Source organism: Dermatophilus congolensis, assembly GCF_900447215.1.
Lineage (GTDB): Bacteria > Actinomycetota > Actinomycetes > Actinomycetales > Dermatophilaceae > Dermatophilus > Dermatophilus congolensis_A.
In genome coordinates, this window is sequence record NZ_UFYA01000001.1 from 2517964 (window position 1) to 2539379 (window position 21416).

15 protein-coding genes and 4 tRNA genes are annotated in these 21416 nt (G+C 58.5%); 13 read left to right on the forward strand and 6 right to left on the reverse strand.

Annotated elements, in window-relative coordinates:
- Nucleotides 1-122 precede the first annotated feature (122 nt).
- Both DXZ77_RS11035 and DXZ77_RS11040 read left to right on the forward strand, forming a co-directional pair.
- Nucleotides 123-911 carry an IclR family transcriptional regulator gene (locus tag DXZ77_RS11035; RefSeq protein ID WP_258553282.1) on the forward strand — a complete coding sequence of 263 codons (789 nt, stop codon included), beginning with the start codon at nucleotides 123-125 and terminating at the stop codon, nucleotides 909-911.
- Between the two features lie 155 nt (nucleotides 912-1066).
- Complete coding sequence (locus tag DXZ77_RS11040) at nucleotides 1067-6007, forward strand: NAD-glutamate dehydrogenase (protein ID WP_115032188.1); 4941 nt, start codon at nucleotides 1067-1069, stop codon at nucleotides 6005-6007.
- A 57-nt stretch (nucleotides 6008-6064) separates the two neighbouring features.
- Here DXZ77_RS11040 and DXZ77_RS11045 read toward each other — a convergent pair.
- A tRNA-Gly gene (locus tag DXZ77_RS11045) sits at nucleotides 6065-6135 on the reverse strand.
- A gap of 431 nt (nucleotides 6136-6566) precedes the next feature.
- On the opposite strand from DXZ77_RS11045, the gene DXZ77_RS11050 reads away from it, so the two are divergent.
- The gene (locus DXZ77_RS11050) at nucleotides 6567-7205 is read left to right on the forward strand and encodes a hypothetical protein (RefSeq protein WP_147279290.1); all 639 of its coding nucleotides are present in this window, start codon (nucleotides 6567-6569) and stop codon (nucleotides 7203-7205) included.
- A 49-nt stretch (nucleotides 7206-7254) separates the two neighbouring features.
- Here the strand turns inward: DXZ77_RS11050 and bluB are convergent, their stop codons facing one another.
- Both bluB and DXZ77_RS11060 read right to left on the reverse strand, forming a co-directional pair.
- On the reverse strand, nucleotides 7255-9054 hold the full coding sequence (gene bluB / locus DXZ77_RS11055) for a 5,6-dimethylbenzimidazole synthase (protein WP_115032917.1): 1800 nt from the start codon (nucleotides 9052-9054) through the stop codon (nucleotides 7255-7257).
- A gap of 78 nt (nucleotides 9055-9132) precedes the next feature.
- Nucleotides 9133-10395 (reverse strand): D-alanyl-D-alanine carboxypeptidase/D-alanyl-D-alanine-endopeptidase, encoded by a 1263-nt coding sequence (locus tag DXZ77_RS11060; protein WP_115032192.1) that lies wholly within the window; start codon nucleotides 10393-10395, stop codon nucleotides 9133-9135.
- 179 nt (nucleotides 10396-10574) lie between these two features.
- On the opposite strand from DXZ77_RS11060, the gene dcd reads away from it, so the two are divergent.
- The 5 genes from dcd (at nucleotide 10575) to DXZ77_RS11085 (ending at nucleotide 14299) form a co-directional block, all read left to right on the forward strand.
- A complete protein-coding gene (gene dcd, locus DXZ77_RS11065) occupies nucleotides 10575-11144 on the forward strand; it encodes a dCTP deaminase (protein WP_115032193.1) in 570 nt (189 codons plus the stop codon).
- Between the two features lie 236 nt (nucleotides 11145-11380).
- Nucleotides 11381-12316: a cysteine synthase A gene (gene cysK, locus DXZ77_RS11070; protein ID WP_115032195.1), complete on the forward strand. Its 936-nt coding sequence runs from the start codon at nucleotides 11381-11383 to the stop codon at nucleotides 12314-12316.
- A 121-nt stretch (nucleotides 12317-12437) separates the two neighbouring features.
- Nucleotides 12438-12524, forward strand: a tRNA-Ser gene (locus DXZ77_RS11075).
- 187 nt (nucleotides 12525-12711) lie between these two features.
- Nucleotides 12712-13776 (forward strand): LacI family DNA-binding transcriptional regulator, encoded by a 1065-nt coding sequence (locus DXZ77_RS11080; RefSeq protein ID WP_115032919.1) that lies wholly within the window; start codon nucleotides 12712-12714, stop codon nucleotides 13774-13776.
- 319 nt (nucleotides 13777-14095) lie between these two features.
- On the forward strand, nucleotides 14096-14299 hold the full coding sequence (locus DXZ77_RS11085; protein WP_028327516.1) for a cold-shock protein: 204 nt from the start codon (nucleotides 14096-14098) through the stop codon (nucleotides 14297-14299).
- Nucleotides 14300-14521: 222 nt separating this feature from the next.
- Here DXZ77_RS11085 and DXZ77_RS12535 read toward each other — a convergent pair whose 3' ends face one another.
- Nucleotides 14522-14689: a hypothetical protein gene (locus DXZ77_RS12535; RefSeq protein ID WP_258553338.1), complete on the reverse strand. Its 168-nt coding sequence runs from the start codon at nucleotides 14687-14689 to the stop codon at nucleotides 14522-14524.
- Here DXZ77_RS12535 and DXZ77_RS11090 point away from each other — a divergent pair.
- On the forward strand, nucleotides 14667-15104 hold the full coding sequence (locus tag DXZ77_RS11090) for a VTT domain-containing protein (protein ID WP_503465807.1): 438 nt from the start codon (nucleotides 14667-14669) through the stop codon (nucleotides 15102-15104). The genes DXZ77_RS12535 and DXZ77_RS11090 overlap by 23 nt on opposite strands.
- Here the strand turns inward: DXZ77_RS11090 and DXZ77_RS11095 are convergent.
- Nucleotides 15101-16630 carry an LCP family protein gene (locus tag DXZ77_RS11095; RefSeq protein ID WP_181816133.1) on the reverse strand — a complete coding sequence of 510 codons (1530 nt, stop codon included), beginning with the start codon at nucleotides 16628-16630 and terminating at the stop codon, nucleotides 15101-15103. The two genes, DXZ77_RS11090 and DXZ77_RS11095, sit on opposite strands and share 4 nt — an antisense overlap.
- A gap of 282 nt (nucleotides 16631-16912) precedes the next feature.
- Between DXZ77_RS11095 and DXZ77_RS11100 the strand changes: the two genes are divergently transcribed.
- A tRNA-Ser gene (locus tag DXZ77_RS11100) sits at nucleotides 16913-17006 on the forward strand.
- Nucleotides 17007-17307: 301 nt separating this feature from the next.
- Nucleotides 17308-17383 (forward strand) — tRNA-Arg (locus DXZ77_RS11105).
- 170 nt (nucleotides 17384-17553) lie between these two features.
- Here the strand turns inward: DXZ77_RS11105 and DXZ77_RS11110 are convergent.
- Nucleotides 17554-18804, reverse strand: a complete 1251-nt coding sequence (locus DXZ77_RS11110) for an amidase domain-containing protein (protein ID WP_181816134.1) — start codon at nucleotides 18802-18804, stop codon at nucleotides 17554-17556.
- A 701-nt stretch (nucleotides 18805-19505) separates the two neighbouring features.
- Here DXZ77_RS11110 and DXZ77_RS11115 point away from each other — a divergent pair.
- Nucleotides 19506-20750, forward strand: a complete 1245-nt coding sequence (locus DXZ77_RS11115; protein WP_115032203.1) for a family 16 glycosylhydrolase — start codon at nucleotides 19506-19508, stop codon at nucleotides 20748-20750.
- Nucleotides 20751-20869: 119 nt separating this feature from the next.
- Nucleotides 20870-21406 carry a VOC family protein gene (locus tag DXZ77_RS11120; protein ID WP_115032205.1) on the forward strand — a complete coding sequence of 179 codons (537 nt, stop codon included), beginning with the start codon at nucleotides 20870-20872 and terminating at the stop codon, nucleotides 21404-21406.
- Nucleotides 21407-21416: the final 10 nt, after the last annotated feature.

Here is a 21416-nt window from a genome sequence, read left to right on the forward strand (position 1 = left end):
TTCTATCGCTCCCAGCAAATACACACTGAGATCGACCAATTCTGTGCCGTGAACTCGTTATCGTGCGGATGATGTCGCACCAGAACACGGTCGGCAGCATGAAAACAACGTAGGGAGTTCGTGTGGCTCAAGTTCCCGCCGCGATGAGTGCTCTTAGGATTCTGCGCTATTTAGGGACGAGGCGGGGACCTGTTTCAGCTGCGTCAATCGCAACAGCACTTTCTTTGCCTCGATCCAGTGTCTACCACCTGCTTGCCGCACTCATCGAAACCGGTTTCGTTGTCCACCTCGAAACCGAACATCTCTACGGAATAGGACCAGCTGCAGCTGAACTTGGAACCGCCTACTCCCGGCAAGTACCCATCGCCCGTATCGCCACCCCGGCTCTCGATGCCCTCGTTGAACGCATAGGAGAAAGCGCTCACTTATCGGTCCTTCTAGGCCAAAACGTTGTCTACGTATCCGAAGTACGTGCCCCCCGACGTCCCATGCTCGTCTCAGAAACAGGTGTACGCCTACCCGCGCACCTGACCGCCAGCGGCCGGGCGATCCTTGCTGCACTACCTGCCAAACAAATCCGCGCTCTCTATCCCGATGCCGCAGCCTTTCCGCATAGCAGCGCTGACAAAACCAGTTGGTCTCCAGGGCGTCTGCGTACCACCCTCCAAAAGGTCCGCGCCCGCGGCTGGGCCGTTGAACGAGGTGAAATCACCGCTGGCATGAGTAGCGTCGCGGTTGCCATACATGACCATCTTGGATGGCCTTGCGCAGCACTGGCTTTCACTGTCGAAGATGAACGCCTTCCTACAGAGCGCGAGCCCGTTCTCATTAATGCCCTACGTGCCGTCGCGAACAAACTCGAAAACACTCTCTGCGCAGAAAACTCACCCAGGGCCCACCCCAGTGCTTAAGGCAAGTCTGAAATACGAGACAGCAAAACAGTGTTGATCCACCATCAGTGTCCCAACCAATGGTGGGATACGGTCAGCCGCGGTCTGCCAACGTCGGGAGACTGAATGCCGGGTAGCCCGCGACCACAGCGTGTATACACCACGAAAGGGACGTCATGGGCAAAGACCAGGCTCTGCGCGCAAGTCACCTCGAAGCAGCCGCCGCCACCATCGCAGCCGCAGCACACGTAGGAGACCGCAGCGGCGTTGAGACCATGACCACCTACCTCGAACGCTTCTACCACCACGTCGCTACCGAGGAACTCCTCACCCATACCCCCGAAGAACTCGCCGGCGCCGCAGCATCCATGCTCGCCACCGCCCATCAACTCACTACCACCACCCGCGAACGCGTCCGCGTCTTCACCCCCACCGTTGAACGTGACGGTTGGGCAAGCGGCCACACCGTCGTCCACGTCGCCACCGACGACGCCTCCTTTCTCGTTGACTCCCTACTGGAACACCTCGAACACACCAAAACCCGCGTCCACTTCATTGCTCACCCCCAGATCTACGTACGCCGCGACGACGAGGGCACCCTCACCGACGTCGTCGATGTTGCCTCTGGGGCACAAACAGACCCCACCCCTACCGACGCCCTGCGCGAATCTTGGATCCATATTGAAATCGACCGGCTCAACGACCACGCAACCGAAGAAAATCTCGCCGCTGAACTCCTCAACGTCGTCCGCGACGTCCACGCCGCCGTCGACGACTTCGATGCTCTCCAAGCCCGCGCCATAGAAATCCGCGACAACCTCACCGAAAACATTCCCAACGTTGACCCCGACACTGTCCACCGCGCCCGATCTCTCCTGGACTGGGTCGCCGGAGGGCAATTCATTTTCATCGGCGCCGCCGACTACACCGTCGAACGGAAGCAAGACGGCCACGGTCGCGACACCGTCGAACTACGTCGCATACCCGAAAGCGGTCTAGGCATCCTCTCGCCCCGACGCTCACCCGAAACCACCATCGACCACGCCAAGAGCCTTACTGGCGTTGCTGCACAACTTGCACTCAAACCCGTCGCCTACGTCTTCACAAAAGCCAATGCCACCTCCACCGTCCACCGGCGCGTGCGCCTCGAATACATCGGCATCAAACAATTTGACACTGCCGGAAACGTCACCGGCGAACGTCGCATCATCGGCCTATTCACCGCCCCCGCCTACGTCTGGTCCGTCACCTCCCTGCCTTACGTCCGCGACAAAGTCCAAGCTGTCATCCACGAAGCCGGCTACGTCCCTGACAGCCACCTCAGCAAGGATCTCCTCGCGGTCCTAGAGTCCTACCCCCGCGACGACCTCTTCCACGACACCGTCGAACACATCACCGCAGTCGCCACCGCCGTCGTCCACCTGAGAGAACGACGACGAACCCGACTCTTCCTGCGCCATGACCCCTTCGGCCGCTATGTCACCGCCCTCATCTACCTACCCCGCGACCGCTACAACACAGACGTACGCATCCGCATCCAAGACATCCTCATGTCCGCCTTCAATGGCGACGAAATCGAATACCGAACCCGAGTCAGCGACGCCTCCCTTGCACAGATTTACGCCATCGTCCACGGCGTCGACGCATCCGATGCGCGCCAAATCGACCTCAACGAACTCGAAGCCCGCATCGTTGAAGCCACTCGAAACTGGGACGAAGGCTTCGCCGAAGCCGCCACCGCCCGCTTCGGCGAAGGACCCGCTGCCGCCATCATCGCCCGCTACGGGCGAGGGTTCGATCAGGTCTACAAAGCCGATGTGGCTCCCCGCGTCGCTGTGGCTGATGTCGTGGCCCTCGAAGCCTTCGAACACGAACCCGAACGTTCTATCCGCCCCGTTGTCCACCAAACCCCCGGCGCACCTAATAACCAGCGCCGCATGAAAATCTACGCCCGTCAAGAAGTCTCTCTATCCGACCTTGTTCCTATCCTCCGTGACACCGGCGTACGCGTCACCGACGAACGTCCCTACCGCCTTCACCGCGCCGACGGAACCTCTTTCTGCGTTTACGACATCGGCCTATCTATTCCCGACAACGTCATCTGGCGCCGTGGCACCGGACGCGTCACCGCCAGCCGTGAAACCTCCACCCTGGCCTTCGAAGACCTCGTCGCTGATGTGTGGGCAGGCCGAGCCGAATCAGACGCACTCAACGCCCTCGTCCTACGAGCAGGCCTAACTGGCGACGAAATTGCCGTGCTGCGTGCCATCACCTCCTACATCGCCCAAGCTGGATCGACCTTCAGTCGCCAATACGTCGAACAAGTTGTCCTCGACAACCCCGAGCTCGCTGCCACTTTGTTGCGCTACTTCGAGGCCCGTTTCGACCCAGAGGCCTTCCCAGGCGGCACCGACAACCCGGGGCGTATCGACGCCGTTACCGCTATCGAGAGCGAACTCATTGACAACATCGCTCACGTAACCTCCCTTGATGAAGACACCATCTGGCGTCGCCTGCACTCCGTCGTTGCATCCACCGTCCGCACCAACCGATATGCTCACCGCCGCGTCGACACCCTCGCCTTCAAACTTCACCCGGCAGGCATTCTCGGCATTCCTGAACCCATTCCTGCCGTAGAAATCTGGGTCTACAGTCCTCGCGTTGAAGGAACTCACTTGCGCTTTGGTCCCGTTGCCCGCGGTGGGCTGCGCTGGTCAGACCGCCGAGAAGATTTCCGCACCGAAATTCTGGGCCTGGTCAAAGCCCAAATGGTCAAAAATGCCCTCATCGTCCCCACCGGCTCCAAAGGCGGTTTCTACGCTAAGCGCCTACCAGCTGCGACAGACCGTGATGCCTGGATGAATGAAGGAATCGCTGCTTACAAGCTTTTCGTTTCCTCCCTTCTAGATGTCACAGACAACCGCACTGACGAGGGAATTCACACTCCTGCAGGTGTGCTCCGCTATGACGAAGAAGACCCCTACCTCGTTGTCGCAGCGGATAAAGGCACAGCCCGCTTTTCTGATATCGCCAACGACATCGCCGTCGACTATGGATTCTGGCTTCAAGACGCCTTCGCTTCTGGTGGGTCAGCTGGATACGACCACAAAGGAATGGGCATCACCGCACGCGGCGCCTGGGTCTCTGTGCAACGTCATTTCCGTGAACTAGGCATTAACGTTCAAACCCAAGATTTCACTGTTGTTGGTATCGGTGACATGAGCGGCGACGTCTTCGGTAACGGCATGCTGCTGTCTGAACACATCCACCTCGTCGCTGCATTCGACCACCGCCACATTTTCTTGGACCCCACTCCCGATGCAGCGGCCACATACGCTGAACGGCGGCGCATCTTTGATCTCTCTCGCTCTTCCTGGGATGACTTCGATCGCAGCCTGCTCTCTGAGGGAGGGGGGATCTACCCTCGTGCCGCTAAGCACATCGACATCAGTGAACAAGCAGCCGCAACTCTCGGACTGGAAAACACGAGCTCACTGACGCCCTCCGAGCTCGTCGCGGCTATCTTGCGCGCACCCGTTGACCTCCTGTGGAACGGCGGTATCGGTACCTACGTCAAAGCCACTACCCAAACCAACGCCGAAATCGGTGATCGCGCTAACGATGCAGTTCGTATTAATGGCAACGAACTACGAGCACGTGTTGTCGGAGAAGGTGGAAACCTCGGCTTGAGCCAGCTTGGCCGCATCGAAGCAGCCCGCAACGGCGTTCTTCTCAACACCGACGCTATCGACAACGCTGCTGGCGTCAACACATCTGACCACGAGGTCAACATCAAGATTCTGCTGGGTGATATCGAACGCACCGGAGATCTCACCCGAAAACAGCGCAACGAACTCCTTGAGTCCATGACTGAGGAAGTCGCCGCAGCCGTCTTGCACGATAACTACGAACAAAATGTTCTCTTAGGCAACGCGCGTATGCAGGCTCCGGCTATGGCAGGAGCACACGCTCGTCTCATGGACGCTTTGGAGAAAACCGGACAACTTGACCGGAACCTCGAATTCCTTCCATCGCACGAAGAATTCGCTGCTCGGCTCAGCCGTGGTGAGGACCTTACTTCACCTGAGATGAGTGTCCTTGTCGGGTACGCCAAAATCTCCCTCAAGAACGCGCTCGGCAACTCCCGTTTGCCGGATGACCCGTGGCTTGATCGCTATGTAGAGAAGTACTTCCCTAAAGCACTACGAGAACGATACGGAGATCGTTTTTCTGAGCATCCGCTTCGCCGCGACATCATCATCAATGTTCTTGTTAATGGCCTGGTTAACCGCGGTGGCGTTACGTTCGTGCACCGGTGCCAGGAAGAAACTGACGCGACAGTTGAACGTATCGGCGCGGCCTATGTGATCGCCTCTGAAGTTTTTGGGCAGCGTGCTTTCGCTGAACGTGTCCAGGCGCTAGACAATGAGCTTGCTTCCACTGCTCAGACCACACTTCACCTAGAGTTCCGGCGTCTCATTGATCGAGCGGTTCGGTGGATTGTCACTAACCGGCCGCCGCATTTGAACATCGGTGACGAGATCGAGGCATTTGCCCCCGTCGTGGAGTCACTGCGTGATCGGGTACCAGATCTTCTTACTGGGCCTCAAATCGATGAGTTCCGCGAAGACGTCTACGCCCGCATCGATAGTGGTCTTCCTGAGGGTCTTGCCCGTGATGCTTCAGCGTTGATCTTTGTTTTCTCGTTGCTCGATATTGCCGAGATTGCTGTGAATACAGGTGTTGATCCAGCTGAGGTGGCCTCGATCTACTACGCGGCGCTTGGTCAGATCCGTGTTGGTGAACTGCTTGTTCGAGTAGGAGCCCTCGATCGTGATAACAGGTGGGACTCCCTGGCCCGCCAGGCTCTGCGCGATGATCTTTATGACGTGCTTCGCAGCATCACCACAGTTGTTCTGGAGTCTGAAGCTAGCGAGGGCGGTGCAGCTGATGCTCATGAACGTGTGCGTACTTGGGCTCAGGTCCACGCTGATGTTCTTTCTCGTCTAGGTGGGATCATGGATGCTATTGACACGATGCCCGAGGCTGGTCTTGCACCTGTTTCGGTAGCTGTCAGAAGTCTGCGTGGGGTGATTCGCACTACATCTGCGCGGTGAAAGCTCTGCAAATGTAAAAGGAGATCCGCACCACTGGTGCGGATCTCCTTTTAATCGAGCGAGTGACGGGAATCGAACCCGCGTATTCAGCTTGGGAAGCTGATGTTCTACCATTGAACTACACTCGCATGCCTGTTCGATTCCAAAACTTTACCAGTCTATCTAGTGGATTGTCTTGGTCTCGAAGGTTTTTCTTCAGCACAGATGTGGCGATCGCTGAGTGCTCCACACCGTTTAAAGCTAGGCGCCAGTCTACAGCTAGCTCACTGGTGGTACATCCACGCCAGAAAAAGGCGGCGATACTTTGTCACCTCACTCATCCGCGCATCAGCGCCACGCCATGAGGTAGTAGAGGACCGGTGACATGACCGCCATCAGTATTCGATACGTTAAACAACGCGCCCGTAAATGTGCTGGACGCATTTTGCGCTGCGTTCAAGGAGCTAGCCGTCGCAATCCCTCGTACGAACAGAAACCACTTGTTCCGGCCCCTCGAACTGTTGGAACCAGCATTCTTTATCTTCATCACAGCACTGGTGAGAACGTGTGGAAGGGGGGCGTGCCTGAACTTCTTGCCGCGCATAACAGCGAGCACGGTACTGCGTACAGCATCACCAAAGCTGCATACCCGCACTGGCCACACTCGTGGACTAATGATCCTTTCGATTACTGGCGTGCCTGGGTGAAGCATCGCGGGAAGCGGCGCTTTTTCCGTCAGGAAACCCTCGATGAGTTGTGTGCCTCGTACGACGTTATTGTCTGGAAGCACTGTTTCACTGCTGCTCAGATTGCTGCGGCGGATGCCCCCGGAGCCAAAAGTGAAGGGGATGTGCGTTCTGCGTTGAAAACATTGCCGAACTTTAAAGCGCAGTACATGGCGCTTCGTGAGGTAATGCGGGCGCATCCTGACACCACTTTTGTGGTCTGGACAGTGCCGCCACGAGCCGTGGAAGACACAACTGCAGAGGAAGCGGCGCGTGCTGAAGAGTTCGCGCGCTGGGTGCGGCAGGAATGGGATGAGCCGGGGGACAACATCCACGTGTTCGATTACTACGGGCTGGCTGCCCCTGGTGGGGTGTTGCGTTCGGACTATGCGGTGGCGCCGAATGATTCGCATCCGAGTGAGGAGTTTTCACGGCAGGCCGCTGCCGCGCTGGTGGCTCGACTCACTGCGGTGTTGGAGGGATGTCAAGAGTGAGGGTGTTGCGGCCGTGCAGTGTTGCGCTGCCCGGCCGCGTATCAGTGGTCTAAGCGGTGCGAGCGGAATCCCGGCGGACGGTCAGGCCGGTAAGTAGCATGGTTGCTCCCAGGATGGCGCCGACTCCTTCACCTGCTCGGATGCGAGCGTCGATGAGGGCTTCGAGGCCAAGTTCTTGAAGTACTGCTTGGTGGGAGAATTCGCGGCTTACTTGTCCTGCTACGAGGTAGGCAGCTACGCCGGGTTCTTCGCGGGCGGCTAGTAGTGCAGGGATGGAGGTAGCTAGACCGTCGAGGACGACGATTCCGGACTTCTCGGCGGTGCCGAGTATCAGGCCGTAGAGGTAGGCGAATTCTCCTCCGCCGAGGTGGGTGAGTAGCTCGGCGGAGGTAGTAGATGCGGGGGCCTTTTTTCCTTCGGTTAGGCCGATTCGTTCGAGGGCGGCGCGAACTACGTGGGTTTTGCGTTCGAGCATGGCGGTGTCAGAGGCGGTTCCTAGACCGACGGCTTTGTGTGCGGGGAGGCCGACTGTCGCTGCGGTCAAGGCGGCGGCGATGGTGGTGTTGCCTAGGCCAACTTCGCCGAGGAGGACTAGACCTTGATCTGCGAGGGTGTTTCCACGTGTGCGGCCAGCTGTGATGAGCATGTCAACGTCGCGGGGGGTCAGGGCGTCGGTGTGCATGATGTCGCCGCGGGGCCCGGTGGGGCGGTGGGTATGGTCGGCGGCGGTGATGGGGGAGGAGTCGCTGCTGGTGCCTACTCCGCAGTCGATGATGATGGAGTTAAACCCGTTGGCGGCGGCCATGGTTGTGCCTACTGCTTTTCCGGCGATGCCTGCTTCGGCGACGACGCGAGTGATGGAGTTGGGGAAGGCAGTAACGCCTAAGTCGTGCACGGGGTGGTCGGCGCATGCTGTGACGAGGGTTGCGGTGGTGAAGTTGATTCGTCCAGCGGTGATGATTTTGTTGATGGCTATGTCGAGTTTGCCTAGAGACCCGGGGGCGGTGAGGAGAAGATCGGCTTCGTCGTAGGTGGCTACGTGTGCGTTTTGGTCGGGAGCGTGTAGGTGTGAGGTGGGTGCGGGGGTGGTATTGTTCCACCGTTCTCGCATGATGAGGGGTTCGAGGGGGAGGCGTTTGGACCAGGCGCGGCGTTCGAGGCCTGGGCTGGGGGGAAGTTCGTCAGGCCAGCCGATGCATAGCCAGCCGAGTGGTTCTACGTTCTGGGGTAGGTCGACGAGTTGGGCGAGTTCGTCGGGTTCAAAGAGAGTTACCCATCCCATGCCTAAACCTGCGGCGCGGGCGGTGAGCCACATGTTTTGCATGGCGGCGGCGCAGGACCATAGGTCGGCGTCGGGGAAGGTTGCTCGGCCGAGGACTCCGGGGGCTGGGGTGCGGCGGTCGCAGGCGACGATGATGCCGATGGGGGCTTCGCGGATGCCTTCGACTTTGAGGTCGAGGAGTTGGGAGCCGCGTTCGGTGGTCATGGTTTGTGCTTGGGCGATTTTTGCGCGTTCGGCCATGAGGGCGGCGTGGTCGCGGGTGCTGGGGTCGGTGACGATGATGAAGCGCCAGGGTTGGCTGTGTCCGACGGAGGGGCCAAGGTGGGCTGATTCGAGGATGTAATGGATGAGGTCTTCGGGGATGGGGTCTGGGCGGAAGCGGCGTACATCGCGTCGGGAGGTGATGATGTCGCGTAGGGCTCCTTGGGCGCTGGTGGGGTAGGCCCAGCCGTTGAGGGTTTCGGCGCGTTGAGCAGCCGAGGAGGTGTCGCCGATGTTGGGGACTGGACGTTCCCAGAGGTGTTGGGTGGTGCTTGTCTGTGGCGGTGTGTTCCTCGGCTGCGTCATGTGTTCCACGCTAGTGGTGTGTTTGCTGTGTTCTTTGTCGTGGCTGGGGTGAGGTGGTGAACGCCTCAGTAATTGGGGTTACTTGCAACCGACGAGGGTGGTGGCGGCTTGGTCGATGGCGATTCGGGTTGCTCCGATGTTCGTGACGTTATTGACAAGGAAGGCAAAGGCGTAAGTGCGGCCACTGCGTGCTTTGGCGATTCCAGCGAGCGAGACGACGTCGCCGAGGGTGCCAGTTTTTGCGATGACGGCGTTGCGGGCGCAGCGTTGGCTGGGGATGGTGAAGCGGTTGGCGAGGGTTCCGGTGCTGCCTGCGCGGGGCATGGCGCTGATGTCGAATGCGACGGTGTTCATGCTGGGGGTTCTGTGCAGTGTACGGATTGTTCCGGTGAGGGTGGCGACGGGCATGCGGGTGCCGCGAGAGAGACCGGAGCCGTCTTTGATAGTTAGGCCGGTGGTGTTAATGCGGTATTTGGTGAGGGATTTGTGGGCGTTTGCGGTGGCGGCGTCCCAGGTGGGCACCATTCCGCGGGTCGCTGCTGCGTGGCGTAGGAGGTATTCGGCGTAGGTGTTGTTACTGGTGCGCAGCATGGTGGCGACCATGGTTGAGGTGGAGGCTGACCAGGATGCTGAGAGTTGTTGGCTAGCTGCGGGGGCAGTTGCTCGGGAGAGGGTTTTGACGGTGATGCCGTTGGCGGTGAGGGCTTTGCTCAGGGCGCGTCCGGCGGCGAGGTCGTTGTCGGCGCCTTTGTATCCGTAGAGGGTGAGGCCGCGGACGGGTTGCACTTCGGCGGGGACGTAGCTGGTTTTCCAGCCGGAGGCATTGGTGGGGGCTGGGAATGCGGAGGAGTCGACGTAGAGGTTGATGCTGGTGTGTTTTTTGTTTTTGAGGGCGGTTGCTGTGCGTTGGGCAAGGGTGGTGAGTCGTTCGGAGGTCAGGGTGGGGTCGCCTGCGCCTTTGAGGTAGATGTTGGTGGGTTTGGCGGTGCTTTGTGTGGTGGTGGTGATGAGTTGGGTGCCGTTGGGGATGGCGTCGAGGACGGTCAGGGCGGTGATGAGTTTTTGGGTTGATGCGGGCAGGCGTTTGGTGGCGGCGTTGTGGTTCCAGATGCGGGTGTTGGTGGAGATGTCGGTGACGTATCCGGAGAGTTTGCCTCGGAGGTACTGGCTGCTGGCTGCGCCGTTGAGGGCTTTGGCCAGGGCGGGGTTGGGGGCTGCTGTGCGGATGATGGGGGTGGCGCTGTTGGTGTGGCTGGCGGCTTCGGTGGAGGTGGCTCCCAGGGAGGTGACAGCGGTGAGGCTGAGCGCGGTGGCCAGAGCGAGTGTGGTGCGGGAAGGCATGCAGTTCCAATCGGTGGCGCGGGCAGGACTCGGGGGTGTCCTGGCGGCGCGGTGCGCGCGCACTTTCTCCCATCGACTGGTTGATGCTTTTGTTGAGTGGGATTGAGTAGCAATGTTTGTCGCGTTTTGGGTGGTTGTTTTTTCTGGGAGTGGGTGTGGGGGTGACCTAGCCTTGTGTTGTGTTGCTCTCAGACGGTGATATTCGTGCTCAGTTGGAGTCGGGTCGGGTTCAGATCGATCCGTTGGATGTGGGGATGGTGCAGCCGTCGAGTATTGATGTGCGGCTGGACCGTTTTTTTAGGTTGTTTGATAATCACAAGTACCCGTTCATTGATCCGGGGGCGGATCAGCCTGAGTTGACGCGGTTGGTGGAGGTAGAGGAGGGGGAGCCATTTGTGCTGCACCCTGGTGAGTTTGTTTTGGGGTCAACTTTTGAATCGGTGACGTTGCCTGATGATGTGGCTGCGCGCGTGGAGGGTAAATCGTCGTTGGGGCGTTTGGGGTTGTTGACGCATGCGACGGCAGGGTTTGTTGATCCTGGATTCATGGGGCACATCACGCTGGAGTTGAGCAATGTTGCGACGTTGCCGATCAAGTTGTGGCCGGGCATGAAGATTGGTCAGTTGTGTTTCTTCCAGCTGACTTCTCCTGCACAGAACCCGTATGGGTCGGCGGCTACGGGTTCGCACTATCAGGGGCAGCGTGGGCCGACGCCGAGTCGTTCTTTTGAGAGGTTTGTGCGTTTCTGAGGCGTGTTGGTTGGGGTGGGCTGGGTGAGAAGGTTTCAGTGTGTGAGGCCTGTTCCGATGGGGTGTGGGTGGTCTGTGTTTGTCGTGCGTCATTTTTTGGGCGATAGTCGGAACTATTTATAAGCCAGTGTTTGTTGCGTCATAACGTAAACAGTTGTTTGGTGGCGGTTGACGCTTATGCCGCTGCCAGACGCAGGGGAGTGAGGCTGTGAGTCTCGTTTAAAGGAGGGGTTGGCATGGCTGTCTATAACGACGTCACGGAACTGGTTGGTCGTACGCCTTTGGTGCGAGTCAATCGCATTTTTGATGCCAAGGCTGCGGGCGTGACCGTGGCTGCGAAGTTGGAGTTCTATAACCCGGCGAATTCGGTGAAAGACCGTATCGGTGTGGCAATCATCGATGCGGCGGAAAAGTCGGGGGAGTTGAAGCCGGGGGGCACGATTGTTGAGGCGACGTCGGGTAATACCGGTATCGCGTTGGCGATGGTGGGGGCAGCGCGCGGGTATGACGTTGTGCTGACGATGCCAGAGACGATGTCTAAAGAGCGTCGGGCGCTGTTGCGTGCGTATGGCGCTGAGCTCGTGTTGACCCCTGGTTCGGGCGGCATGAAGGCAGCGGTGGAGAAGGCCAATGAGATTGCAGACCAGCGTGGTGGGGTTCTAGCTCGTCAGTTCGCGAATGCGGCCAATCCGGCTATTCACGCGGCGACGACGGCTGAGGAGGTGTGGAGTGACACTGATGGTGAGGTGGATATTTTTATTGCGGGTATCGGGACTGGGGGGACGATTTCGGGTGTCGGCTCTGTGCTGAAGCAGCGCAAGCCTGGGGTCCAGGTGATCGGGGTGGAGCCTGCAGAGTCACCGATTCTTAATGGTGGCGAGGCTGGGCCGCACAAGATCCAGGGTCTGGGGGCCAATTTTGTGCCTGAGACCTTGGATCGTGGCGTGTATGACGAGATCATCGACGTGGATGCTCAGACGTCGGTGCAGTGGGCGCGTAAGGCAGCCACAGATGAGGGGCTGTTGGTGGGTATTTCTTCTGGTGCGGCGCTTGCTGCAGCGAATGAGGTTGCGTCGCGCCCAGAGAATGCGGGTAAGTTGATCGTTGTAGTGATTCCTAGTTTTGGTGAGCGCTACCTGTCGACGGTGTTGTTCGAAGATATTTTGGACTGACTCTGTGGACGGCAAGGTCGTGGTGTACTGTCTTTTGAGTTATTTGCGGGTTCGAGGGTTGGCTCTTGGCTGTGTTCAGGTAACGTTAGGTTTGTACGCCGCGACTGTTCGTTTCGGTGTTGGAGGGCTCGCATAGTGGCCTAGTGCGACGGTCTTGAAAACCGTTAGGGGTGCAAGCTCCTCGTGGGTTCGAATCCCACGCCCTCCGCGTAGTTCCGCACGTGTTTCGTGTGAGCAAGGTGTGAGTGCAAGAGAGCGTCAGTTTCCTGTGAGAGGGGGCTGGTGCTCTCTTTCCTGAGGGCCCGCTGTGGGGGAATGCGTGGTGCTGTGCCCTGCGGGGCTGTGGATGCTCACAGGAGTGGCACAAAAGCAAAAAATTGCGCAACCATATGTGCATGGGTTCCGTGACGATGACAACTGTGGCCCGCGAGGCGGGCGTGTCGGTCAGCACCGTATCTCACGTCGTTAACGGTACTCGACCTGTAGCGCCGGAGACTAAGCGGCTGGTGCTGGAGGCAATGGAAAAGGTGGGGTTTACCCATCGTCCGGTGGCCCGGTCTCTGGCCGCAGGGTCTACGACAACAATCGGTGTGGCTATGTCGTTTCTGGCAAGCATTTATGGCCAGGAACTTGTCGCCGGTATTGAGGAAGAGGCGTTGCGTCACGGGATGCAACTGCTGTTTGCCGATACCCGTGATGATGCTGAGCGTGAAGGGCGTGTAATTGCGAACCTGCTTGCTCATCACGTGGCCGGAATGATCATCATGCCCAGCCCGTCATGGACGGGGACTGCGTTGCGTTTGTTGAATGAGCACGACACGCCGTTTGTTGTGGTTGATCGCCATCAGGATCTTGATGTTGATCAGGTGTGTGTGGAGAACGAACAAGCCTCAGCAGCGATCGTCGACCACCTGTTGCAGATTGGGCATACGCGGGTCGGTTTTATTGACGGTATGGCTGGGTTAGCGACGTCGGCGGAGCGTAGGGATGGGTATCTGCTAGCCCACAAGCGTCGCGGTGTTCCGGTGGATGAGTCGCTGATGGTCAATGGTGGTTCGACTGAGCATGATGGTCGTAAAGCGATGCAGCAGCTGCTGGCGATGCCTGCCGGGACTGCTCCGACTGCTGTTTTTGTCTCGAATGACGCGATGAGTATTGGTGCGGTGCGGGCGCTGCGCCAGGCGGGTATGCGGATTCCTGATGACATGGCCTTGGTGTGTTTCGATGAATTTCCGTGGGGGGACTTGTTGACTCCGCACCTGACGACGATTGCGCAGCCGTGCTACGCCCTAGGGGCTCGTGCCGTGCAGTTGTTGTTGCGTCGTTTGCAGCAGCCGGAAGTGCCTGGGCGCACGATCCGGCTCGCAGGTGAAATTAGCCACGGGACCTCATGTGGTTGCCGGGGTATTTCTGGGGGGATTGTTTCGCCGCATGCCAAAGCTGAGGCGGCTTCTCGCTGAGGGGGAGTGGGGTGGGTGTGTCGCGGCGTGTTCAGCGTGTTCTTGGTTGTTTGGCGCCACGAAGAACATCTATAGATCGAAGATCTACTGTTGTCAGACTGGTGCGTGCTAGGCTGAAACTGGTTGCAAGAGCAGTTCCAAGCAATGTTCCAAGCAGTTTTGCACGGTGACATCGACTCCCCGGTTCCGGGTAAGTCTGGATTCTGGTTTTCGGTGTTTGTTTTGCACGCAGGGCTAGTGGCCCTTCGTGGGATGGTTCGGCAGCCTCGACCTCGCGCAGTGCGAGGTCTTCCGGCCACCAGTAAATGAGGTTTTTCCCATGGCACAGGGTACCGTCAAGTGGTTCAACGCTGAAAAGGGCTTCGGCTTTATCGCCCAGGACGGCGGCGGCCCCGACGTCTTCGTGCACTACTCGGCTATTCAGACGAACGGTTTCCGCTCCCTCGAAGAGGCGCAGCGTGTGGAGTTCGAAGTCACTGAGGGCCCCAAGGGTCCCCAGGCCGACAACGTTCAGCCGCTCTGATCTGACTGATCTTTCTCGTTCGTGCCGTTTGTGACGGCGCGTTCGTGGACAGTGCCCGGTGGCTGCGCTTTGCGCAGCTGACCGGGCATTGTCGTGTGTGGGGCATCCGTATGAGTGGGGGCGCCTGTGAGGAAGGCAGGTTATGCGGGTGAGGTTTCGTTATGAGGGGAACTCGGGATGGGCAGCGGCATTATGTGGGATTTCGCTGTCGGTAGTGGCTGTTTACCAGGTGGTGTCGTTGCTGGCCAGGCCGGTGCTGTTGGCATTGTCGCCTGCAGTATTGGCGATGTTGACTGGTTCGCGTACTGCGCTGGTTGCCTTGGGGGTGCTTGCAGCTGGTCGGGGTGAACCGTGGTTACTGGCACTGGTGGTGAGCATCGCCTCGATCATGAAGTTTCACTGGGTGTATTGGTGGGCTGGTGCACTGTGGGGTGAGAAAGTGATGATCGCCCTGGCGGGAGGCTCACCGCGGGCAGTCAAACGAGTGGAACAGGCTGAGGCGGTGGTGCGTCGGTATCGCGTTCTGGCAGTTGCGCTTGCGTATGTCCCGTTGCCGCTTCCGCGTGAGCTGATTTATGCATTTCTGGGGCAGTCGCGAGTGCGATTATGGATATTTGTTGCGGTGGATGTCGTGGCAGCGGTGGTGACGCAAGTGAGCTTTTTTGCTGCTGGTGTTGCGTTGGGAGAGGCAGCGCTGCCGTTGATTACTTTTTATGCCAAGTGGGTTGGTGTTTTTGCCGTGGCAGTGATGGCGTTGGCTGGGCTGCGTTGGTGGTGGGGTAGAAGCGATAAGAAGGTGGTTTAGCAGGCTGCTGCTGCGTCAGTGTCTGTAGCGTCCTCAATGGGAGTGGCTGGGGCAGGTGTGGTGGTGGATGAGGTGCTGGTGCTGTTTTCTGGGGTGGGGGAGGGGGTTGGGCGGCTACGGAAGGCTGGTGGAACGGCGCGGCCGTCAGTGTAGGTGGGGGTGGGGAGAGGCTGCCCGAACATGGATGCCTGGATCATTTCGCGGATGTGTTGGTAGTCCGGGTTTGCCACATTTGTGTTTGATGCGTTGAGGCCGAAGCTGCGAATTTTCCCTTTTTGCATTTTTTCGACGAGATCTGCCCAGGCGGGTAGATGGTCTTGGGGTACATCGGTGTGGATGTGTTCGTTGATGACCGCTGCAACTTGGGGGAAACGGTCGATCATCGTCCATGGGTCGACTTGTTTAACGAGGGCGTTGACCATGCAGCGTTGGCGTGCGGTGCGGTTGTAGTCGTCGGTGGTGGCGCGGCCACGGGCATACCACATGGCGTGATAGCCGTCGAGGTGTTGTACGCCGGGTTCTATCCAGCCTTTGATGGACCCGGGGACGATATTGCCATTAGCGACTTCTCCGCCAATGGGGATGCGGTGTTTGACGTTGATGTCGACACCACCCATGGCGTTGACGAGTGCTTGGAAGCTTTTCATGTCGATGACGACAGAGTAGTCGGGAGTGAGCCCAGTGATTTCGGAGATGGACTCTTTGAGGGCTGTCAGGCCAGGGCGTGGGTCGCCGGGGTAGAGGTGTGCGTGTTCTTCGCCTTCTGTCCATACCTCGTTGAGTAGGCATTCTTCTTTGCAGCGGAATCCGTTGGGGTGAATTTTGGCTAGAGGGCTGCTGCTGGGGAAGGGTGCGTTTTCGAGGTTGCGGGGAATGGAGACCAGCAGGGTGTCTCCGGTTTGGGCGTCGATGCTGGCCATCATTATTGAGTCGGTGCGTACACCGGGGCGGTCTTTTTGCGCGTCGGAGCCGACGAGGAGCACGTTGACGTGGGGGATCCCGGCCCAGGGGTCTTTGCCGATGCCTACTTCTTTTCCTTTAGGAGCTGACGCGGAAAAGACGTTACCGACGAGGTTTGAGGTGATGAAGACGTATTGCATGGCTCGTGCGGTGGGGGCGATGAGGGCCGCGATGAGAAGGAACGCAGTCAGTCCTGCGAGGATTTTTTTGGTGCGTCCTGCTGATGAGGGCCAGTTGAGGTCAGCGGTCCAGATGAGGCTCGCGATGAGAAGGAGGATGAAGAATCCTGCCGCGATGGCTAGAGGAATCAGGAGGGTGGGGTTGGTGGCTACGAGAATTGCGGCTTTGGTGGGGCCGATAGCGATGGCTGTTAGGGCGCTTGCGACGATGCCCAGGACGAAAAGGCTGAGGAATAGGCCACCGGCGAGGGTGCGGCCGCTGAGCATGAGTCCGGCACCGGGAAGGATGGTTCCTGCCAGGATTCGTGTCATGAAGGTGCGTAGGCGGCGGGGCTGTGCCGCAGGGCGGGGAATTACCGTCTGACGCACGTTCGGGGTTTCCGTCATCGTTTCCTGTCTTGCCGGTTTGAGGAGAGCTTGGTTGTGAATTCGTCTATTCTGCCGTCCGCTGTCTTCTGCAACGTGTAACTGTACGTGTGGAATTCCGGCGTCAGGGTGGATGAATGTATACGAATGCTGGAAAGGAAGCTGGTTGGTGTGCCCAGTGGTGAGAGGTTTTGCGTGAGTGTGTGCCTCGTTTTGAGTTTGGGGTGTCTTGGCGGGTAGTGTGGTGGTGCTGTGATGCAGACGCAGGTAAGAGTTTTCTTGCCTTGTAAGTGTCATATGCGTGGAGGTGTCGCCTAGTCCGGTCTATGGCGCCCGCCTGCTAAGCGGGTTTGGGGGTTAAACCCCATCGAGGGTTCAAATCCCTCCACCTCCGCCACATTGAAGGCCCGAAACTTTTTGCGCATTAAAAAGTTTCGGGCCTTTGTGTTTTGGAGTTTCGGGGTAGGTGGCAGGAATAAGGCCTTCAGTCAGGTGGGTTGTTGCGGCATGGGTGAGAGGTGAGTGTGCCGCTGTTGATGGAAGTGCTGGCGGTCATGCGGGTCGGTCTCTGGGTTTTTCTTTGTGTTGTTTTTGCTGGTGGCAGGCGTGTAGGTGCAGATTCAGGGTTTGCTGGTCACTCGATTTGGTCTTTTCTGCTCAACTCGAGTAGTGTCTTCCTTGTTGCGAGCGAGCGACAAGCACCCGTAGCTCAACGGATAGAGCATCTGACTACGGATCAGAAGGTTTGGGGTTCGAATCCCTACGGGTGCGCCACAGTAAGTCGGAACCGATCATCGGTTCCGATTTTTTGTTTTGTGCTCCTGCCTGCCAATCGTTGTGTAGCGACAAGTCGAGAAAATACAGGCGCGCATTGAGGGGGATGGGCCGTATCAACGGCCCATCCCCCTCAAAATAATTACTCGCTAGCTTATTCCTGGCGCGGATTAGCGCGGGGAGTAGAAGAAGACCTCAGCATTCGGGTCGTGACGCATGATTGCGTTGAGCGGCTGGTTCAGCTTGTCAGCAGAGTGGTAGGTCACCAACAACCCGAAGGCAGTAACACCGGTCACCACAGCGCTGTGGCTAATGCGGTTGTTCTTCGACCACTTGAACTGCACGATGTCGCCAACCTTGGCGTTTGCCGGATCACGGAACATCACAGCCCGATCCGGGTTAGCGCGCATGAAGTCACCCAACTTCGAGGCGTTAATCCAGCTCAAGCTTGTCTTCACCGACTGGGGGCTTGGGTTCTGAGCGCCACCCTTGAAGTACCAGGCCTTATCGCTGTTAAACGCACCCGGAATGTTCGACCATCCACCGGCATTCAAAACCTGCGATACAAAGTTGGTGCAGTCAACGTTACGCCACGTCGGGTACTGCTTCTTGTTGTGGAAGTACACGTGCTTCCAGGCATACGCGACCGCTTTCTTACGGTCGTAGACACTGCTCGTCTCACCAGGCTTGTCTCCAGGTTTTTCGCCTGGTTTTTCACCTGGCTTTTGGCCATCGTTGCCAGGCTTGCCCGGCTTATTTCCTGGGGTTTTATCTGCCCGACCCGGAATCTTAGCTAGCTTGGCAACAATCTCAGGAGAGTCAGGCTTGCCTTTGAACTTCTTCGCAGTGCCAGCGGGCTTAGAAGGAAGCTGCCCCAGCACATCGGCTGCTGCAGGGCCAGCCATCTGGCGCTGCTCTGGGGTCATGTTGTCAATTTCTTTTGACCCCTCCAGCTGCCATGTGCCGTTCACTCGCTTAAACGTGTAGCAACGCTGACGAGATTCCGATGCGTAATCACCCACACCCTGGTTGGGGTTACGCAGCTTCAAACGCGTGGTGTCTGTGGTGTTCACGGTGGCCGTGTCACCGTTGGTCTTGATTTCATCGACCTTCACGTCCACCGTGCTGCGGTCGAACATCTTGTCGCTGTCAGTGTTCTGCTTCAGCTGACCAATTTCGTTCTTATCTTGGTTGAGGCTCTTCAAAGCCTCCTGCGAGTACCGGTTCGTCGGTAGAGCCTGCTGTGATTTCTGTTCCGCGGTGGCGGTAGCCGTTCGGTTTTCCTGATAATTCCTAATCACAGATACGGCGAGCTCAGCGGTGAGGTTTTCACCCTGATTAGTTGACGCATGCCCGGCTGATGCCGGCAAGGCGGCGAGAAGAAGTGCTCCGGCTGCTGTCGCTGCAATGGTTCGACGCACATGTACTCCTACGAGGATATGTGAGGTGTATGCCCTCCCCGATCGGGTGGCATGAGGGTCCCAGGCGGTCTTCAACATCCCCCCAACTCCCTTTCAAGCCGGAACATTACGCCGCAGCACAGGAAAGCCCAGGGCCCCACATGTGGGTGCTTTTCTCAAGCGTTTCAACCAAACACAAAACCCGGCATCTGAGTTGTTATTGCAGTTGAGAAGCTGTTTGCAGCCTCAAATAAGGTCTTGGCAAACTGCGTATATTCGTAATCCGGTACTGAGATCACCCATATATGTGGGTTACGTGGTACCCACCCGGTGATATGTCACTCAGGTAGCACTCATGAAAAGTGCAGATTTCAGGCGTTACTCATTCACCGAAAACCCGACTACCTGAATCAGTGCAAAGTGCTTTCCATCCCAAGGAAAAAGCACAGCAGTAACAAACCGCCCCTCACGCATCCGCCTCTGGCCGAAAACCCAGGTCTCCAGCCAAGCTAACCGCGCGACCGGCTTAAACTAGTTTCTCTGGGAAAAGCTGCAGCACAAGCAGATTCATGCATATACCCATCGCCTTGACTGCTTCCCACCAACCCAACTTTTACGCCTGAGGTGGGGCCACGCCAACCCGGTGGCCCCACCTCAGGCGTACCTCCTTCACACCGCCGGACCCCTTGCCTAACTCAACGCTCACATCACAGAGGAACACCATGAGCTACAAACGACACATCACCCGACGCACCCTCATCGCCGGAGCCGTGACCCTCGGAGCCAGCCTCACCGGAATAAGCACCGCCACAGCCAACCCACCCAAACCCAGCACCCCAACAAGCCCCCCTCCCACCGTACAAATCGGCCCAGAGTGGACACTCATCCCCGCCCTGAGCGATAACTTCGCAAACTCCTCCAGCTCCAGCCGCTGGAAACGCGGCCTGTGGTACCCCACCTCCAAAGCCGGTACCTTCAACGACAACAACGTCACCTTCGCCAACGGCGCCCTACAGCTGAGCGCTAAACGCGAAGGAAATAGCTACTCCTTCGGCGCCGTTGAATCCACCTTCGACCTACCCGGCATATGCACACTCGTTGAATTCCGGGCCCGCGCACTCGACCGCCGCGCCAACGTCCTATCCGCAATCTGGCTCCAATCCTCCAACCACGACCACGTCGACCGCCTCCTCACCGGCGCCGACCCCCACCCCGAAATCGACATCATGGAGACCTTCTCCTTCTCCCAAATGAACATGGCCACCCATACGTGGGCATCCACCGGACACATCGCCCACGGAGGAAAAAACTACGAAACAGGCCTGCCCGACATCAGCGCCGCTTACCACACCTACGGACTCGAACGCCGCGACGGCAAACTCCGGTTCTACTTCGACCGCAAACTCGCCTGGGAAACCCCAGCACCCCACCCCTCCATGGCGCGCATGTCTCGCCACGCAGTGCTCAGCCTCGAAGGGCACCTTGGCGCCCCCAACCCTCAATTCCTCCCCGCAGCCTTCCACATCGACTACCTGCGCACCTACTACCACACCGCTACCACCCGACCTGACCCAGGAAAATACCGAATCGTCAACGCAGCCAACGGCAACGGCCTGACCGTCAAAAACGGCGCCCTCACCGACGTAGCAGGCGCAAAAGACACCTTCACCATCGAACGTCTAGAAGACTTCACCTACCACATCCGCCACACCGACAGCGCAACTATGCTCACCCTCCACGACGGCCGAGGACAGATCGGTGTGCCCGTAGATGCCACCACATACGCCCCCACCACCGTCGACTCCGCTGGAAGCTGGCGCCGCTGGCACATCCACTCCACACCCGGGGGGACCTACAGCATCTGCTCCCGATTCAGCGGACTCGCCCTGGCCAACACAAACGGACGCCTCACCCAACAAGAACCAGCCAACGAAAAAAACCAGCACTGGAAACTCGAACGCGCCTAAGCACCTTTTATTGCGGCGCCGATCCTGCCTCATCACGATCGGCGCCCCCACAAGCAATCCGACGCGCCCTGTCGGCAACACAACAATGCGTTACGCCCTGCGCGCCCTACCCTGAATACATGAGCGACCTCACCGGCATGACCATCGCCATCAACGCAGGCGATACAAGCGAGGTACTCGACTTCTACACGCGCGTATTCGGACGTGGCCCCGACACCGCCCCCATGGATGACTTCCTCGAATGGCAAATCAGCCCTGGAACCTGGCTACAACTCTCCACCGGCCACGACCGCCCCGGAGCCAACAACGCCCGCGTCCGCCTCGAAGTAGCCGACGTTGAAGCAGCAGCCGAACGCATGCGTACCGCCGAAGTACCCATCGGTGATGTCGTCACCGTGCCCGACGTCGTCGCATTCGCAAACTTCTCCGACTACTGGGGAAACGCCCTCGGCTTCTACCAACTCCTCACCCCCAGAAGAATCCTCACCCCCGAAGAACGCGCGGAACAAGAACGCGAACACGAACAACGCCTCGCCGCCCGCAACGCCGAAGAAGAAACCCCACCCAACCTCAACACAGACGAACGCCTCCCCAGCGTTCCTGACGATGGTTCAGTCATCGGCAAAACAGGACCCACCCCCGGGCGCCTCGAATAACCACACCAAA

Bases quoted from the DNA above. Each gene is read 5' to 3' on its own strand.
- cysK (WP_115032195.1), top strand. From the start codon at position 11,381: ATGGCTGTCTATAACGACGTCACGGAACTGGTTGGTCGTACGCCTTTG.
- DXZ77_RS12535 (WP_258553338.1), bottom strand. From the start codon at position 14,689: ATGATCGAGGCGATGCTCACCACCAGTGCCAGTAACCACGGTTCACCC.
- DXZ77_RS11085 (WP_028327516.1), top strand. From the start codon at position 14,096: ATGGCACAGGGTACCGTCAAGTGGTTCAACGCTGAAAAGGGCTTCGGC.
- DXZ77_RS11060 (WP_115032192.1), bottom strand. From the start codon at position 10,395: ATGCCTTCCCGCACCACACTCGCTCTGGCCACCGCGCTCAGCCTCACC.
- DXZ77_RS11080 (WP_115032919.1), top strand. From the start codon at position 12,712: ATGGGTTCCGTGACGATGACAACTGTGGCCCGCGAGGCGGGCGTGTCG.
- DXZ77_RS11120 (WP_115032205.1), top strand. From the start codon at position 20,870: ATGAGCGACCTCACCGGCATGACCATCGCCATCAACGCAGGCGATACA.
- DXZ77_RS11095 (WP_181816133.1), bottom strand. From the start codon at position 16,630: ATGACGGAAACCCCGAACGTGCGTCAGACGGTAATTCCCCGCCCTGCG.
- bluB (WP_115032917.1), bottom strand. From the start codon at position 9,054: ATGACGCAGCCGAGGAACACACCGCCACAGACAAGCACCACCCAACAC.
- DXZ77_RS11115 (WP_115032203.1), top strand. From the start codon at position 19,506: ATGAGCTACAAACGACACATCACCCGACGCACCCTCATCGCCGGAGCC.
- DXZ77_RS11040 (WP_115032188.1), top strand. From the start codon at position 1,067: ATGGGCAAAGACCAGGCTCTGCGCGCAAGTCACCTCGAAGCAGCCGCC.